At 61.8% G+C, this 16960-nt stretch carries 11 protein-coding genes; 4 read left to right on the top strand and 7 right to left on the bottom strand.

Features of this window, described 5'->3' with window-relative positions; translation table 11 throughout:
* Positions 1–27: 27 nt before the first annotated feature.
* The 5 genes from SFY93_RS00990 to SFY93_RS00970 all read right to left on the bottom strand — a co-directional run bounded on the left by SFY93_RS00990 (position 28) and on the right by SFY93_RS00970 (position 7117).
* Entirely contained in the window at positions 28–807 is a 780-nt protein-coding gene (locus SFY93_RS00990) for a DUF4167 domain-containing protein (protein WP_320445737.1), read from the bottom strand.
* 494 nt (positions 808–1301) lie between these two features.
* Positions 1302–2177: a peptide chain release factor N(5)-glutamine methyltransferase gene (gene prmC, locus SFY93_RS00985; protein WP_320447659.1), complete on the bottom strand. Its 876-nt coding sequence runs from the start codon at positions 2175–2177 to the stop codon at positions 1302–1304.
* An 11-nt stretch (positions 2178–2188) separates the two neighbouring features.
* The gene (gene prfA / locus SFY93_RS00980; RefSeq protein WP_320445736.1) at positions 2189–3274 is read right to left on the bottom strand and encodes a peptide chain release factor 1; all 1086 of its coding nucleotides are present in this window, start codon (positions 3272–3274) and stop codon (positions 2189–2191) included.
* Positions 3275–3329: 55 nt separating this feature from the next.
* The gene (ptsP, locus tag SFY93_RS00975) at positions 3330–5597 is read right to left on the bottom strand and encodes a phosphoenolpyruvate--protein phosphotransferase (protein WP_320445735.1); all 2268 of its coding nucleotides are present in this window, start codon (positions 5595–5597) and stop codon (positions 3330–3332) included.
* 266 nt (positions 5598–5863) lie between these two features.
* Entirely contained in the window at positions 5864–7117 is a 1254-nt protein-coding gene (locus tag SFY93_RS00970; protein WP_089267720.1) for an aspartate kinase, read from the bottom strand.
* Positions 7118–7272: 155 nt separating this feature from the next.
* Between SFY93_RS00970 and SFY93_RS00965 the strand changes: the two genes are divergently transcribed.
* Together SFY93_RS00965 and ubiG are read left to right on the top strand one after the other, a co-directional pair.
* A complete protein-coding gene (locus SFY93_RS00965; RefSeq protein WP_120287359.1) occupies positions 7273–7740 on the top strand; it encodes a PH domain-containing protein in 468 nt (155 codons plus the stop codon).
* Positions 7741–7755: 15 nt separating this feature from the next.
* Entirely contained in the window at positions 7756–8514 is a 759-nt protein-coding gene (gene ubiG / locus SFY93_RS00960) for a bifunctional 2-polyprenyl-6-hydroxyphenol methylase/3-demethylubiquinol 3-O-methyltransferase UbiG (protein WP_175368066.1), read from the top strand.
* A 37-nt stretch (positions 8515–8551) separates the two neighbouring features.
* Here the strand turns inward: ubiG and SFY93_RS00955 are convergent, their stop codons facing one another.
* The gene (locus tag SFY93_RS00955; protein ID WP_320445734.1) at positions 8552–9385 is read right to left on the bottom strand and encodes an MBL fold metallo-hydrolase; all 834 of its coding nucleotides are present in this window, start codon (positions 9383–9385) and stop codon (positions 8552–8554) included.
* Positions 9386–9604: 219 nt separating this feature from the next.
* On the opposite strand from SFY93_RS00955, the gene SFY93_RS00950 reads away from it, so the two are divergent.
* The gene (locus tag SFY93_RS00950) at positions 9605–10528 is read left to right on the top strand and encodes a GAF domain-containing DNA-binding protein (RefSeq protein ID WP_320445733.1); all 924 of its coding nucleotides are present in this window, start codon (positions 9605–9607) and stop codon (positions 10526–10528) included.
* A gap of 217 nt (positions 10529–10745) precedes the next feature.
* Here SFY93_RS00950 and SFY93_RS00945 read toward each other — a convergent pair whose 3' ends face one another.
* The gene (locus SFY93_RS00945) at positions 10746–10916 is read right to left on the bottom strand and encodes a hypothetical protein (protein ID WP_320445732.1); all 171 of its coding nucleotides are present in this window, start codon (positions 10914–10916) and stop codon (positions 10746–10748) included.
* On the opposite strand from SFY93_RS00945, the gene SFY93_RS00940 reads away from it, so the two are divergent.
* The gene (locus SFY93_RS00940) at positions 10900–16956 is read left to right on the top strand and encodes an autotransporter-associated beta strand repeat-containing protein (RefSeq protein ID WP_320445731.1); all 6057 of its coding nucleotides are present in this window, start codon (positions 10900–10902) and stop codon (positions 16954–16956) included. The genes SFY93_RS00945 and SFY93_RS00940 overlap by 17 nt on opposite strands.
* The last annotated feature ends 4 nt before the right edge of the window (positions 16957–16960 follow it).

Here is a 16960-nt window from a genome sequence, read left to right as displayed (position 1 = left end):
TGCGCTCTCGCCGGAGAGCGGCCGGGCTTATGAGTTGCCCGGATTGAAATCGTCGCTTGGTGCTTCTGCCGGCGCGCCAGCTGCAGCAACGTCGGGGCGAGGACCGTGCGGACGGCGGCGACGCCGCGGCGGGAAGCGCTCTCCACCAGCATTCTGTTCGAAGCCGCCTGGAGCAGCACCCGGCTGAGGCTGCGCACCACCCGTAATGAAAGAAGGCAGACGATCGACACCATCGCCGACCGGCATCATCGGCTGCGGCTGATATTGCGGCTGGCCCTGCGGCTGATTCTGCTGGCGGTGTTCGCGATGATTGTTCTCGCGGGGTTGATAGGGCTGTTCGCCGCGCTGCTGATAGGGCTGACCACCCTCACGCTGCGGAGGCTGCTCGCGCTGCGCAAAAGGCTGCTGTTGTACCGGCACGAAACCGGGCTCGGCGCCGAAGTTCGAGTAGCTCTCGCTCTCGTCATCGTTGTCCTCAGGCGGCATCTCGTTTTCGGTGCGCGGTTGCGGCTGATTCTGCCGGAACTGCTCCTGCGCGGCGGCGATGAGGCGGAAATAATGCTCGGCGTGCTGATAGTAGTTCTCGGCGGCAACGGGATCACCTGAGCTGCGTGCATCGCGGGCGAGCTGGACGTATTTCTCTGCGACGTGGGAGGCTGTACCGCGGATCTTGATGTCGGGGCCATTCGATTCGAAGACCCGGGTCATCGGGTTCTGGCCGCGCCGATTGTTATTGTTGTTGTTACTATTGTTGCGGTTGTTGTTGTTATTCCGCATCCGCTTGTTGTTGTTCTGACCGTTTCGCATGTGTCGCCTTCAGTTATCGATCCAGAGTGTCACAGAGCTATGTTTCAAAGAGATGATTGCCGCAGCACATTGCGGGATGCGGACGCGTCAAGCATCCGAATCGTCGTGCAGACCTTTGCTGCATCGAACTTGCCGTCATTCGCGTTCAACAAACACGCGTTCCCCAACCGTCCGCTGACCGTGCCAGTCGGACCAAATAACTCACCCGCCGAAACAAGGCCAAGCTTCTACGCGTGACGTTTTCTGTGCGTGAAGTTTAAAGCGCAATATCAGGCTTTCGTTCGCTTTGCGGTCGCGGGCAGCGCAGCTCTTTCAGCCATCGCGCCCAATTCAACCTGCCTGTTGGAACCTTTCACCCGGACGGGCTCTCTAGCGAGAATTCTGGCTTCCTGCCGTAAATCTACGGGGCGAGCCAACCCTGAACCGATGTTGTGACAGGAAGGTAGTCGCTCCCCGGGGATATTCCAAGTGGTTTTTTCTGTCGCAAGAAGGCTTTATCGGGGCTTTTTTTGCCCTGATACCGCCCTGCGAATGCCCCCAAGATCGGCTTTGGCCGGCCCCGGCAGGGTTAACCCCGATACCGTCATCAGACCGGCGACATCGTCGCTCTGGTCGTGGCCCACCTCGACCACCAGGAGGCCGCCGGGCACCAGCAACCGGGCGGCTTCGGGCGCGATGATTCGATAGGCGTATAGTCCGTCATTCCCGCCGTCCAAAGCGCGGAGCGGGTCGTGGTCGCGCACCTCGATGTCGAGGTCGGCGATGTCGGCCGAGGGAATATAGGGCGGATTGGAGACGATCAGGTCGAAGCCGCCGGCCAGGGCTGAGGCATAGTCGCAGACAACGAAATGGGCGCGCTCGATCAAGCCGAGTTGCGCAGCGTTGGAGCGAGCCGTCCGCAAGGCGTCGAGATTGATATCAGTCGCAATGCCGGTGGCGTTGGTTAACTCCGAAAGCAGCGCCAGCAGGATCGCGCCGGAGCCGGTGCCGAGATCGGCGATCGTAAACGGCCGGTCGCGCGGACCTCTCTCATCGAGAAGTTCGAGCGCCGCCTCGACGATGGTTTCGGTATCGGGGCGGGGCACCAGCGTATCGGGCGATAGCTGCAGCGGCAGGCCCCAGAACTCTTTCATGCCAAGGATGCGGGCGACCGGTTCGCCATTGATGCGGCGCTGGGCGAAGCGCGCAAGTTGGGCCGCTTCATTGGGCGTCAGGACCTGCTTTGCCGCCGAGATCAATCCGGTCAGATCGAGTCCGAGCGCGGCACCAGTCAGCAAGCGCGCGTCGAGTTCAGCGGAATCGATGCCCTGGGTGCGGAGCAGATTGGTCAATGAGCGTCGTGCGTTCTCGACGCTCTGTCCGGCGAACATGTCGCCGGCGCTCACGCCGCGTCGCCCTGGGCAGCGAGCTGTGCAGCCTGATGCTCTGTCGTCAGCGCATCGACCAGTTCGCCCAACGCTTCGCCGGCAATCACCTGCGGCAGCTTGTAGAGCGTGAGATTGATGCGGTGGTCGGTGACGCGGCCCTGCGGGAAATTATAGGTGCGGATGCGCTCCGAGCGGTCACCGGAGCCGACCTTCTCCTTGCGCTCGGCCGAGCGGGCGGAATCGATACGCTGCTGCTCGGCGTCATAGATGCGCGAGCGCAGGATGTTCATCGCCGAAGCGCGGTTCTTATGTTGCGAGCGGCTGTCCTGCATCATCACCACGATGCCGGTCGGGATATGCGTGATGCGGATCGCTGATTCGGTCTTGTTGACGTGCTGGCCGCCGGCGCCCTGGGCGCGCATCGTGTCGATGCGCAGGTCGTCCTGCTTGATGTCGATATCCACTTCTTCGACTTCGGGCATGACAGCGACCGTTGCCGCCGACGTGTGAATGCGCCCCTGAGTTTCCGTATCGGGCACGCGCTGCACGCGGTGTACACCGGATTCGAATTTCAACTTGGCGAAAGCACCGCGGCCCTTCACCTCGGCGATGATTTCCTTGTAGCCACCCATGGTGCCTTCGGACGCCGAAATCACCTCGACCTTCCAGCCGGCCAGTGCCGCAAAACGCTCATACATCCGGTACAGGTCGCCGGCGAAGAGTGAAGCCTCGTCGCCGCCGGTGCCGGCACGGATTTCTAGCACCACGTTGCGCTCGTCCATCGCATCCTTCGGCAACAGCGCCACGCGGATTTCCTGCGCCAGCGCCGCGATGCGTTCTTCCAGCGCCGGGCGCTCGGCCTGCGCCATCTCGCGCATCTCCGCATCGGTCGAAGTATCGGCGATCATCGCATCGATATCTTTGATCTCTGCAAGCGCACCGCGATAGGTCTTCACCGCGTCGATCAGCGGATTGAGCTCGGACAGCTCGCGCGTCATCTTCACATAATTCTCGGCGCTGACCTGACCCATCAGTTGTGCCTCGAGCGAGGCGTGATGTGCGAGGAGTACGTCGAGTTTGGTTTCGGGCAGCAGGGACATCGTGGAATCTCGGAGATCGCGGAAAGGGGAAGCGCGTCGTACGGGCAGAGCCTCGCTACAACGACAGTCCCTCGGCCTCAGCGAATTCGGTGAGCTTCTGCCGAATCGAGACGCTGCCCGAGGGGGCGTCGAGCAGTTGTGTCATCAGCGCCTCGGCCTTTTTGGCATCGAGGTCGAGAATCATTGCCTTCACGGGACCGTGTGCGGTGGCCGACAGCGACAGCGAGCGATAGCCCATGCCAATCAGCGCCAGCGCGCCGATCGGCTGCGAGGCCATCTCGCCGCACAGCGAGACGTGACGTTTGGCGGCGTCGCCCTTTTGCACGATCTCACGCAGTACGCGCAGGATCGGCGCCGACAGCGTATCGAAGCGTTCCGACACCTTGGCATTGCCGCGGTCGACAGCGAACAGGAACTGGAACAGGTCGTTGGAGCCGACCGAGACGAAGTCGACCTTCTTCAGGAGTTCGTCGAGCTGATAGACCAGCGCAGGCACCTCGATCATGGTGCCAACATCGATTCGCTCGGGCAGGGCATGACCATGCTGGCGCAAATAAGTCAGCTCGCGTTCGACGATCGCCTTGGCCTGATCGAACTCGGCCACTTCCGAAATCATCGGGAACATGATGCGCAGCGCACGCCCGCCGCCGGCGCGCAGCAATGCGCGGATCTGGCCGCGCAGCAGGCCAGGCCGATCGAGGCCAAGACGGATCGCGCGCCAGCCCAGCGCCGGGTTCTCCTCGACGATGGTCTCCATGTAAGGGAGCGCCTTGTCGCCGCCGATATCAAGGGTGCGGAACGTCACTGGCTTCGAGCCGGCAGCATCGAGCACCGCACGGTACAGCGCCAGCTGATCGCTCGAGCGCGGCAGGCTTTCGCCGACCATGAATTGCAGTTCGGTACGGAACAGGCCTATGCCCGCCGAGCCGGTGTCGTCGATATGCGGCAGGTCGATGATCAGGCCGGCATTGATCAGGAGGTCGACCTTCTGGCCGTCCTTGGTTACGCAGGGAAGGTCGCGCAACGCTGAATACTGCGCCTGTCTCCGCGCGCGGAAACGCACGCGTTCGGCATAAGCGGATTCGATCTCGGCGGAGGGCCGAATATAGATCGAGCCCGAGGTGCCATCGACGATGACGGCGTCCCCTGGATCAGCAATGCCCGGCGCATTCGCGACTTCACCGATCGCGGGAATGCCGAGCGCGCGCGCCACGATCGAGACATGCGAATTGGCCGTACCTTCCTCCAGCACCAGGCCACGCAGCTTCTTGCGATCGTAGTCGAGGAGGGCGGCTGGGCCCATCGCACGTGCGATCAGGATCGCATTGTCCGGCATCTGCTCGCGCGAGGGCGCGTGATCCTGGCCGACCAGCTGCCGCATCAGGCGGTGGCCGAGATCTTCAAGATCGTGCAGGCGGTCGCGCAGATAGGGATCGGTGGAACGCAGCATGCGCGCACGGGTATCCGACTGCACGCGTTCGACGGCGGCTTCCGCAGTGAGGCCGGTGGCGACCGCTTCGTGCAGCTTGTGCGACCAGCCGTGGTCATTGGCGAACATGCGATAGGCTTCAAGCACATCGCGGTGCTCGCCGCCGTCGGCGACGTCGCCGCGTTCCAGCATGCGGTCGAGGTCCGAGCGCAGCTTGGTCAGCGCCGTGTCCAGCCGTTTGATTTCCTTCGGCAGGTCTTCGGCGATGTAATTGGTGATGACGACGCGCGGCTCGTGCAGCACTACATGTCCGAGCGCGATGCCATCGGAAAGGATAGCGCCGGTCTTGTGCAGGGAATGCCGCGCAGCGGGCTCGGCGCCCGGCTGCGCCAGCGCCGATAGCTCGCCGGAGGCGATCATCTCGGCCAGCACCATGGCGGTGGTTTGCAGTGCCTCGACTTCTTCCTCGACATAAGTGCGCTTGGCGCGGTTCTGCACCACCAGCACGCCGAGCGTATTGCCGGCGCGCAGGATCGGCACGCCGAGAAACGAGTGATAGATTTCTTCGCCGGTCTCCGGGCGGAACGAGAACGCCGGATGGCTCTGGGCGTCGTTGAGATTGAGCGGTGTGGCTTCGGAGGCGACCAGACCGACCAGGCCTTCATGGGAGCTCAGCACGGTCTGGTGGACGGCGTCGCGGTTGAGGCCTTCGGTGGCGTAGAGCTCGAGTGTATTGTCGACGCGCAGTACGTATGTCGAGCAGACTTCCGCCACCATATTGGCGGCGATCAGCACCACGATCTTGTCGAGGCGTTCCTGAGCGCTGACCTGCTCCGCCATCACTTCGCGGAGCCGTCTCAGCAAGACTCGGGGGCCACCCGACGCGCTCCGCATGTGCCGACACCCTCCCCACGAGGCCGACACCTGACAAAAGCCGTGCGCCGACGCTAAGCCTCAGAAAACAATAGAATTTGCACCGCCGCGCAACAAGAGGCGCAGCGACAGAACCGTATCAGATTGTCCGAAACGGCGCCCTCAGCCGCAACGGCTGCCCATGCAGGCCGTATAGCGAATTGAGGCTTGTTTTGCCAAGCAAAACACCTGCCAGACAAGAAACACACCGTTCACATCAAAATAACGGATGTTTCAGGAAAAATTTTCTACGCTTTGTCGAGACCATACAGCGTGTGCAGGGTGCGAACCGCCAGTTCCGTGTAGGCTGTATCGATCAGGACAGAGAACTTGATCTCGGACGTGGTGATTGCCCGGATATTGATCTGGCGCTCGGAAAGGGCGGCAAAGGCTTGCGCGGCGACGCCGGCATGGCTGCGCATGCCAGATCCGATCACCGAGACCTTGGCGACATCGGTCGCGCTGTCGATGCGGGCATAGCCGATTTTGGCCTTGGCCGCCGTGATAGTCTCTTTGGCACGGGCATAGTCGGTGGCCGGGACCGTGAAGGTCAGGTCCGTGGTCTTGCCGTCCTCGGAGACGTTCTGGACGATCATGTCCACATTGATGTTGGCTTCGGCCAACGGCACGAAGATCGAGGCGGCGACGCCCGGCTTGTCCTCGATCTGGCGGACGGAAATCTGGGCCTCGTCCTTGGAAAAGGCGATTCCGGTAACGACGTGGCTTTCCATGATTTCCTCCTCGCTGCAGATCAGCGTGCCCGGCGGGGTGCCGTGCGGGTCGATGTCTTCGGGTTTGTCGAAACTTGAGCGCACGAAAATCGGCATATTGTGGGTCATGCCGAGTTCCACGGAGCGGACCTGCAGGACCTTGGCGCCCTGCGACGCCAGTTCCAGCATTTCCTCAAACGCCACCTTGTTCATGCGTTGTGCCTTCGGCACGACGCGCGGATCGGTGGTGTAGACGCCGTCCACGTCGGTATAGATGTCGCAGCGGTCAGCCTTGACGGCGGCGGCAATTGCCACTGCCGAGGTATCGGACCCGCCGCGGCCGAGTGTGGTGACGCGGCCGGTTTCGGCATGGATGCCCTGGAATCCGGCGATGACGGCCACTTCCTTGCGCTCCTTGAAGCGCTTGATGAGCTTGTCGCCGTCGATCTCGTCGATTCTGGCCGAGGCATGGGCGTCCGACGTCTTGATCGGGATCTGCCAGCCCTGCCAGGAGCGCGCCTGGATGCCGATGGTCTGCAGCGCGATCGCCAGCAGGCCGGCGGTCACGAGCTCACCGGACGCGACGATGGCGTCGTATTCCCGGGCGTCATGCATCGGCGACACTTCGGTGCACCAGGCCACCAGTTCGTTGGTTTTGCCCGACATCGCCGACACCACGACCGCGACCTCATGACCGGCATCGACCTCGCGTTTGACGTGCTGCGCGACGTTGCGGATGCGGTCGATGTTGGCGACGGACGTACCGCCGAATTTCATTACGAGCCGGCCCATGACGAGTGGTGCATTCCCTGACGACAGTGGGTAAAGATACCGCGCACTACGCACGCGGGCGAAAACGCGCGTATACATAGCGGCGAGGGTGGGGGCAAGCAACCCGGGCTCCTGGTCCCTTAGAACGCACCGAGACAGGGCATTTTGGACGGTTTATGGGGCGCTATATCGACGATATCCTGCAGCCGGGCGAGAAGGTGCTGTATTCCAGCAACTTGCACTGGGTGGTCTATGTCCCGGCCATCGCGGCCTGGATTGTCTCCGCGGCTTTGCTGGTCCTGACGCGTTACGCGATCAACGAAACCCTTGTTCTGCTCTGCCTGGCATCTTCGGCCGTAGTGGCCTTCGCGGCGCTGTACTGGTCGATGAAGGGCTGGTTCCAGCGCTGGACGACCGAGACGGATGTCACCACGCTGCGGGTCGTGCACAAGGAAGGCTTCATCACGCGCAAGACTTTCGAGATCAGTATCGACAAGGTCGCGAGCGTCAGCGTCAATCAGAGCATTCTGGGACGCATCTTGAATTATGGTGACATCGCCATCGAGAACATGGGTGATGATGAAGAAGTCATCAAGATGATCGCGTCGCCACTCGCATTTCGCAGCCACATCACAGCGCGATAGGACAACGGCTCCACAATGGCCATGCAATCCAGCTATTCCGATGCTTCCGCATCCTCCGTCGATGCCAGCGAAGTCGCGAAATTCTCGAAGCTGTCAGAGGAGTGGTGGGATCCGCGCGGCAAGATGGCGCCGCTGCACAAGATCAACCCGCTGCGCCTGACCTATATTCGCGACGCCGCCTGCCGCAAGTTCGATCGCAATGTTCGCAGCCTGAATTGCTTGAGCGGATTGCGCATGCTCGATATCGGTTGCGGGGCTGGTTTGCTCTGTGAGCCGTTCACGCGGCTCGGCGCACAGGTGATCGGCATCGATCCCTCCGCCACCAATATCGCCGCGGCCAAGTTGCACGCCGACAAAGGGCATCTGTCGATCGATTATCGTTGCACCACCGTCGAGGAGATGGACGTGCGTGAGCGCTTCGACATCGTGCTGGCGATGGAAGTGATCGAGCATGTAGTCGATGTTGGTGCTTTCCTCGATCGCTGCGCGTCGATGCTGAAGCCCGGTGGCCTGATGGTGGTCTCGACGCTAAATCGAAACTGGAAGAGCTTTGCGCTCGGCATCGTCGCCGCCGAATACGTGCTGCGCTGGCTGCCCCGTGGCACCCATCAGTGGGACAAGTTCGTCACCCCGGACGAACTCGCGCATCACCTGTCGCGCAACAAGCTGGAAATCACCGAACAGTCAGGCGTAGTCTACAACCCACTCGGTGACCGCTGGACGCTGTCGTCCGATATGGACGTGAACTATATGGTGGTCGCGGAAGAGGTCTAGCGTTTCTGTTCTGCCTGACCCCCGCTTCGACAGGTCGTCAAACCCCGTTGAGAATAATCACCGTCGGTGCCTTGGGGAGCGCATTGAGTGATATTGTCAGCGTTTGGGCGCTGCGCTGGTCGATTTCGAAATCTTTTCCGATCTTTGTCATGAAGTCGCTGAGCGGTGTCATGAAGCGATGCATGGGCAGCACCACCGAGGCGCGCAGCCGCTTGGTGATCTCGGATACGCCGTCGAGGGACATTGTGTAGCTGCCATCGATCGGCACCATCACGATGTCGAGCCGGCCGATCACGGCGAAGTGGCTCTCGTCGAGCTTGTGATGCAGATGGCCGAGATGGCCGATGCACAGGCCGGCAACCTCGAAGATGAAGATCGAATTGCCGTCCTTCACCATCTCGCCGCCGGCGTCATCGCCATAGTAGCGGCGGATGTCCGTCGTGACGTTGCGGATCAGCACATCGCCGATGCGCTCATGGATCTGCGCCGGCTGTCCACTCTCACCCCACCCATGCAATACCGTCTTGATGCGCGGGTCGGGATACAGCGTGTAATGGGTGCTGTGGGCCCGGTTCATCGTCACCACATCCGGGATCCGATCGAGCTTGTAGATGCCGTTATAGTCGGTGGCGATAGTCACGCCGCCGGGTGTGTCGATGTAATAGGTGGAGTGCCCGGCATAGGTGATGGAGACTTCATCGGTCTTCGCAGCAGTCCGACGCAAACTGACTGGAATTGCGAGTGGTGGCCGTGTGGCCATTGCCAGACACTCACTGCCGCGCGGGGCATTTTGCGCGAGTGCTGGGGTAACAACCCAACTCATTGCCCAACAAGTCAGGGTACCGAGGACAACAGGCAGAAATCGCAGCATGATCCGGCAGTCTCCGAATGCGCTTTGCTTCAATGTATCGCCAAAAGCGGACGCTGCAATGCTGGTTGTGGCGCCGACGACTGCCCAAGATCGCGGCGCATCGCACAGTGTGGATGCCCGGGTGCCGCGATGGAATAGTCGCCATTCTGCAGGGATTGACACGCTGCCGAAGGTAAGATGGTTGGGTAGGTCTTGTGATCACTACCGCGAGCATTGCAGTTGTCATCCGATTCAGCCCAGCCCTGGGAATTCGTTAGCCGCGATGATTGTGTTGCGGCGTCGCAATCCGACTGGGTGTTCGACACGGCGATGTTGCTGCTGACGCGGCCGCTTGATGCGGCGATTGCCGAGTTACTCCAAGTCATAGGCGCGGACGCCGAAGCAGATCGCGCATGGATGTTCGAATACGACGCCGACCATCTGCGCTTTCGCAACACCCATGAGTGGAGTCGCGGTGGGGTCGGATCCTTTGTGCAGGATCTGCAGCATGTGCCGGTCACCATGATCGGCTGGCTGCATCAACGGCTGGTCTTGGGGCAGGCTGTGATGGTCAATGACATCGAGGCACTGCCACGCAGCGCCGGTGCGTTGCGCGCTGAGTTTATCCGGCAGAACAACAAAAGCGTACTTAGCGTGCCGGTATTTCATGACGGTAGGCTCGTCGCCTGCATCGGTTTCGATGCGGTCGCAGCGCCGCGCCGGTGGTCAGATGAAATTGCTGATCTGTTTCGTTGTGCCGACCTCATCGCGGCGGCGCGCTATGGCCGGTCGCCGATCACCTCTGGTGGGGAAGATTCTCAGGCTGCGTATCCCGCACTGATCTACCTACGCCGCGCGCATGGCATTCTCGGCACGCCATTGACCGAAATCGTCGGCCTGCGCTCGTCGAAAGACTATACTGAGGTGTGGCTGGTGGATGGCGCGATGGTGCTCGATCCAAGGCCGCTGACACAGTGGCTGGGCCTGATCCCGCCGGGCTGGTTTGTGCGCATTCATCGTACGGCCGTCGTCAATCATCAGTTCGTGCGCGAGGTCGTGCGCCGGTCGAGCGGGGCATGGCAATTGCGCTTGCATGATTATGAAGACCATTGGCCGGTGTCGCGGGCTGGCCGAGCTGAGTTACGCGCGCATCTTGGCGTTTGAACGACACCAAGCGAGGTGAATGTGAGCACGTTAGCGACTCACATTCCGCGTGCCGATTGCTATCAATCGCGTGCTGATCACGACTTAACAAATCGTTAGCGACGTCAGTGTGTTGAGTATTTTCCGCGGTGTGTGTTGCTACGTTTCAACACGCGAAAAACCTGCAGGGCGTTCGTCGAACCTATAGGTCGATTCGTCGATCTTTGATTGCGACTCGTCATGCGATCGCGTGTCTCATGGAACTTCGCTCGCGTGGATCTGCGAGCTGGAGTTCGATCGTGAAGCTCCCGGTATTTTCAGTCGTCAGCGCAGCGTGCTGCAGCGGCTCGAGTACGAGCAGCGGCACCGGCGCGCGCCGTGCTAACACATTGATGTCGTCGACAGCCATGATGCTGTCGCTGTTGTCGCTTGCGGGTCCGGTGCTGATGGTCGCGGCGATTGCCTCGTCGCAAGCGGTTCATGCGCAGGCTTCGGGCGTCGGCGGAAATGGCGGAGCGCATGCATCCAGCAATCCCAAAGCGGGCGGAATAGGCGGTGTGATCGACCCCGCCAATGGAGGCGGCGGCGGCGGCGGTGGCGGCAGGAATGCCAAGAACGAGTCGCTGAAGAACGCTTATATCGGCAATGGCGGCAAGGGTGGCAGTGGTGCACATGCGAGTGGAGGGGGAGAGGGCGGCCTGGGTGGAAACCTGGGCTTCAACGGCTCGCAACTCCTGGGCGGTCAAATCCAGGGAGGCGCGGGATCGCCCGGGAAGCGTCCCCAGCGGCTCAAGGGTGGAGATGGCAGCAACTGGTTTCACGGAATGGGCCATGACGGCGGCAGCGGCGGCGGTGGCGGCGGTGGCGGCACCGGCGCGATATTCAGCGGGTCGTTCGTTCCGGGCAACCAGTTCATTGCGGGCGGCGCAGGTGGCAGTGGCGGAGCCGCCGCCGATGGTGGCGATGGTGTTGTGGCGTATTACGGAACCTTCATGGCCCCCGGCTACGGCGGCGGCGGTGGAGGTGGGGGTGGGGGCGGCGGCGGCGGAATAGGCCTCTACGCATCCGGACAAACCCTGGAAACGCTCGCTCCCGCTATCAAAGGTGGTTCGGGCGGTTGGGGTGGCGGCGGCGGCAATGGAGGCACGGGCGCGCCGGATAGTATCGGTAACTATTGCCCGGGCGGACAGCCGCCCTGCATCACCACCGCGACCGACGGCGGCGTCGGCGGCGATGGCGGCAGTGGAGGCAATGGTGGCAATGGCGGCGCCGGCATCGTCGTCGAAAGCGCTCGTATGACCGTCATTAGAAGCGGCGCCTCGGTGTTCGGCGGGACCGGCGGGACCGGCGGGGCGGGTGGATCGGGTGGCCAAGGCGTTTCCGGCGGCAATGGTGGCAATGGCGGCACTGGCGGAGCTGGCGGCACCGGCGTCGTGGTGGTGAACCCGGGGACGGTCCGCGTCGACAATGGCGGACTGGTGCAGGGCGGCGATGCCGGGGCCGGTGGGGCCGCCGGCCCGGGCGGCGGTGGCTGGGAGCTCAGCGCTGGAAGCAGCGGTCACGCCGGCGCGAATGGAGCGGCGGGAGCCGCCATCCTTGGGCAGAGTGCTGGCGTAACGGTCGTTTCGGCCGGAACGATCGAGGGCGGGCGAAACGTCGACGGATCGCGCGCTGCGGCGATTCTGTTCACCGGCGGCGGCAACAGGCTGGAGTTATGGTCCGGCTCGAACATTACAGGCGATGTCGTCGTCGGCTCGGATGCGAGCAATCCCAATATCTTTGCGTTGGGTGGCAATCAGGACGCGACTTTCGATCTCTCCGGATTGGGCACGAAGTATCGGGGCTTCTCGGTGCTGGAAAAAAATGGCGACGCCGTCTGGACGCTTTCGGGGATATCGGCATCCTTCACCGGCGATTTGCGCGCCAATGCCGGCAGCCTGGCCTTTGCTGGTGGCGCCAGACTGACGACGGCCAATGGCTATGTCGGCTATGACAGCGGCACCGATGCCAATGTCACCGTCTCTGGCCCAGGCGCATCGTGGCTCAATACCAATCTGTTCGTCGGCTATCGCGGCAGCGGCTCGCTCCTGATTGCCGACGGCATGCATGTGACTGCAGCTACCGCTTCAATTGGCAACGATGCGTCTTATGTCGCGCATGGCACGGTGAAGGTCGATGGCATCCGGTCGACGCTCGATGCCCAGACCCTGAAGATCGGCGCAGCTTCCGTCGGCGCGCTGACGGTGAGTAATGGGGGCGTTGCGAAAGCGCGTACGATTCAAGTAGGTGCCTCTGGTGTCAGCGGTGCGTTGAATATCGGATCCGAGCCCGGGGCAGCGGCTCTGGCGCCTGGTGTTGTGACTGGCCCGGTTGAACTTGCACAAAGCGGCACGCTCAATTTCAACCATACGAGCGGCGACTATTTCTTCAACAGTCTGATCACCGGCAATGGCGCGATCAATGTGCTGTCAGGCACCACGATCCTATCCGGTCGCAGTGCTGCTTTTACGGGCACCACGGAAATCCTGAGCGCAACACTTGGCGTGACCGGACAACTCGGTGGCACGGTCAATATCGATGCGGGCGGACGCCTCACCGGCAATGGCTCCGTCGGAGCCGCCACGGTGCTCAATGGTGGCACCCTCGCGCCTGATGGCACGGGTCGTCTGACGGTGAACGGCAACCTGTCAATGCTTGCCGGCAGCGCCTTCGATTTCAATCTGGGTCATTTCTCGAACGGAGCAGCCTCGACGACGTCAGCGAGTGTCTTCGTCAATGGCGATGTTTCGCTCCACGATGTAACCTTTAATATCAGTGGTACGGGCGAACCTGCGGTCGGTTACTATCGTATGATCAACTACACTGGCGGTTCGTCAATCTCCGGACTGACCATCGGCACGATGCCCCCGATCTCGGGGCTGTTTCCCGTCACCTATTCGATCGAAAGCTCGCGGCTCCATGTGGTCGATCTCATTGCTTCGCCCAATGGCACCGACATCCTCCAACGTTGGGATGATGCGTCGAGCGGTACTGCGGGTGGCAGCGGAACCTGGAATGCGCTTAATAACAACTGGTTTGATTTGGGCGGTGTTGCCAATACCCAGTGGGGATCCATTTATGGCGTCTTCAACGGCGCGGGCGGCACGGTCACGATAGATGGATCGCAGAAATTCTATGGACTGCAATTCGTCGGCGGTCTCTACAACCTTGTTCAAGGCACTGGCGAACTGCGGCCAACCGCGTTGTCCGGTTCGGACGGCATTGGTGAACTGCGTGTTCTGTCGGGCGAGACGGCGACAATTTCGGCTCCGATTGTAGGCGCCGGTGGTGTGAACAAGAGCGGTGGCGGCACGCTCGTGCTCGCCGGCACCAGTACCTATACTGGCGGCACGACCATCAGCGGAGGCAGGCTGCAGATTTCGTCGAATGCGAATCTCGGCGCCGCAACCGGCGGTCTCACCTTCGACAATGGCATCTTGCATACGACTGCAAACATCGCATCGGCGCGAAACGTGTCGTTGCTTGGCATCGGCGAGATCGATACCGACGCTGCAACGGCGCTGGTGCTCACCGGCACGGTGTCCGGCACCGGCAGCTTGATCAAGGCCGGCGACGGCACTCTGATATTGGCTAATACCAACAGCTGGACTGGTGGCATGCTGCTCGAATCTGGCACGCTGCAGCTTAGCGCTTCCGGTGCACTGCCCAACGGCAGTGACGTGATCGTCTATGGCGGCAAGCTCGATCTCAACGGCTACAACACTTCGACGAATTCGCTGATCGGCTTCGGCGGCGAGATCGCGCTCGCCAGTGCGCAACTGACGCTCAATCAGGCAAGCGACACAGTCATCGCAAGTACAATCACGGGCCTGGGCGGCAGCCTCGTGAAATCCGGCAGCGGCACGCTGCTGTTGTCTGGAGCGAATACTTACACGGGTGGCACGACAGTTTCCGGGGGCGCTGTTGCAGTTATCGCGGACGCTAATCTCGGCACGGGCACGCTGACGCTCTCGGGTGGCACGCTGCTGACGCTCGCCGATATCACGTCCGCGCGAAATATCGTGCTTAGTGGCACCGGCACGATCGAGACATTGTTCGGCACGACATTCTCGACAACAGGAAATGTCTCGGGTGCTGGCGCCTTGATCAAGGACGGCTGGGGTACGTTGGTTCTGGCGGGCGCCAACTCCTACAGCGGCGGCACGATGATCAATGCCGGTACGCTGCAGATAGGCAATGGCGGCACCACCGGCACACTGTCCGGCAACGTCACGAACAATGGCATCCTGGCATTCAACCGATCCGATAATTTCTCCTATAATGACGTCATTTCCGGTCCCGGCGCTTTCATTCAGGTCGGCGCAGGCCTTACGGCATTTGGCAATGACAACACCTACGGTGGCGGCACGTTGGTCTCTGCTGGTACGCTGCAGCTCGGCATCGGCGGCACAGCGGGCTCTATCATTGGCGATGTCATCAACAACGGCCAGTTCCAGATTTTTCGTTCCGATGTCTACACATTCGGTGGGACGATCACGGGAACCGGCATGTTTCGGCATGTCGGCACCGGTACGACGGTTCTGACGGCCGACAGTACTTACAGCGGTGGCACGGAGATCACACAGGGCATTCTGCAGATCGGTAATGGTGGTTTCACCGGATCGATCATCGGCAATGTCATCAACAATGGCGAACTTGTCGCGAAGCGCGACGGGCTGCTGACATTGGCGGGGGCCATCTCGGGCAGTGGTTCATTCACGCAGAGCGGTTTGGGTATCACGCGCCTCGACGGACTCAATAGCTATACGGGCGCCACCGACGTCAAGGCCGGAACGCTCAGCGTCAACGGCTCGATCGCCGCGTCGTCGCTGGTGAGCGTCGAACGCGGCGCGACGCTCGGCGGCAACGGCATCGTCAGCACCACACAGATCCAGGATGGCGGCATGCTGTCGCCCGGAAATTCGGTCGGGCTGCTGTCAGTACAAGGCAATCTGACATTTGCCGCAGCTTCGAGCTACATGGTCGAAGTATCTGGCTTGGCGGCGGACCGGACCAATATCACAGGCGCCGCGTCGCTCAATAATGCAGGCGTTCGCATCAGCTTCGATCCCGCGGCCTATGTGCGTGAACGCTACACTATTTTGAACGCCGCTGGCGGCATCACAGGCAGGTTCAGCCCAAATATCGTCAGCGACGAGCCGCCCTCGTTCATCACGACGCTGAGCTACGATGCTCAAAACGTCTATCTCAATGTCGATCTGAAGCTGACCGGTCTCAACATCAATCAGAACAACATCGCTTCGTCGCTGAATGCCTATTTCGGCAGCCATGGCGGCATCCCCTATGCGCTTGGGGCGATGGCGCCGGAAGATCTGACGCAGTCGTCGGGCGAACTCTCGACCGGCGTGCAACAGAATACCGTGCAGGCCATGACGCAATTCATGGGCGTGCTGACCGATCCCTTCGCTGCCAATCGCGGCCTCGCAACCGTGAACACAGCTTCGAATGCCTTCGCGGCGGCCGATCGTTCACCGACGTCCTGGCGCGACGCCTACGGTGCGATCACCAAAGCGCCACCCGTGGCGGTGAGCTTCGAAGCGCGCTGGAACGTCTGGGCTGCGGGCTTCGGTGGTGGTCAGGCGACCGACGGCAATACGGTCGTTGGTTCGCACAACAGCAGTAGCCGGATCGTCGGCATTGTCGTCGGTGCCGATACCTGGCTGTCGCCACAGACGCTTGCCGGCTTCGCCGTGGCTGGCGGCGGCACCAGCTTCGGTCTCGCTGACAATCTCGGCTCCGGTCACTCGGACCTGTTCCAGATCGGTGGCTTCATCCGCCATCACCAAGGCCCCGCTTATATCACAGCTGCGCTCGCTTACGGGTGGCAGAACATCACCACCGAGCGGCTGGTGACCATCGTCGATGCCGACCGGCTGCGCGCGAACTTCACCGCGCACGCTTTCTCGGCGCGCGCCGAAGCCGGTCATCGGAGCGTGCTGCCGTGGCTTGGCGGCGTGGGTTTGACGCCTTATGCCGCGGGCCAGGTCACGAATATCGACCTGCCAGCCTATGCTGAGACGCTTGTCTCCGGCGGCAATGATTTCGCGCTTAGTTACACCGGACGCAACGTCACTGCCACGCGTAGCGAGCTCGGCTTGCGCACCGACAAATCCTTCGCTCTCGACACCGCGTTGCTCACGTTGCGCGGGCGCGCCGCATGGGCGCATGACTTCAATCGCGATCGCGTCGCGCAGGCATCGTTCCAGTCGCTGCCTGGCGCGAGCTTCGTCGTCAACGGCGCGGCGATGGCGCCCGATGCGGCACTGACCAGCGCGAGTGCGGAGGTCATGCTCGGCAGCGGGCTGTCGGTCGCAGCGACCTATGAGGGCGAGTTCTCCAACCTCACCCGCAGCCATGCTGGCAAGGGCGTCGTGCGCTTCGTCTGGTAAGCCA

It is taken from the genome of Tardiphaga sp. 42S5 (genome assembly GCF_034044155.1).
GTDB classification, from domain to species: domain Bacteria; phylum Pseudomonadota; class Alphaproteobacteria; order Rhizobiales; family Xanthobacteraceae; genus Tardiphaga; species Tardiphaga robiniae.
This window is presented reverse-complemented; position numbering and strand designations above follow the sequence as displayed.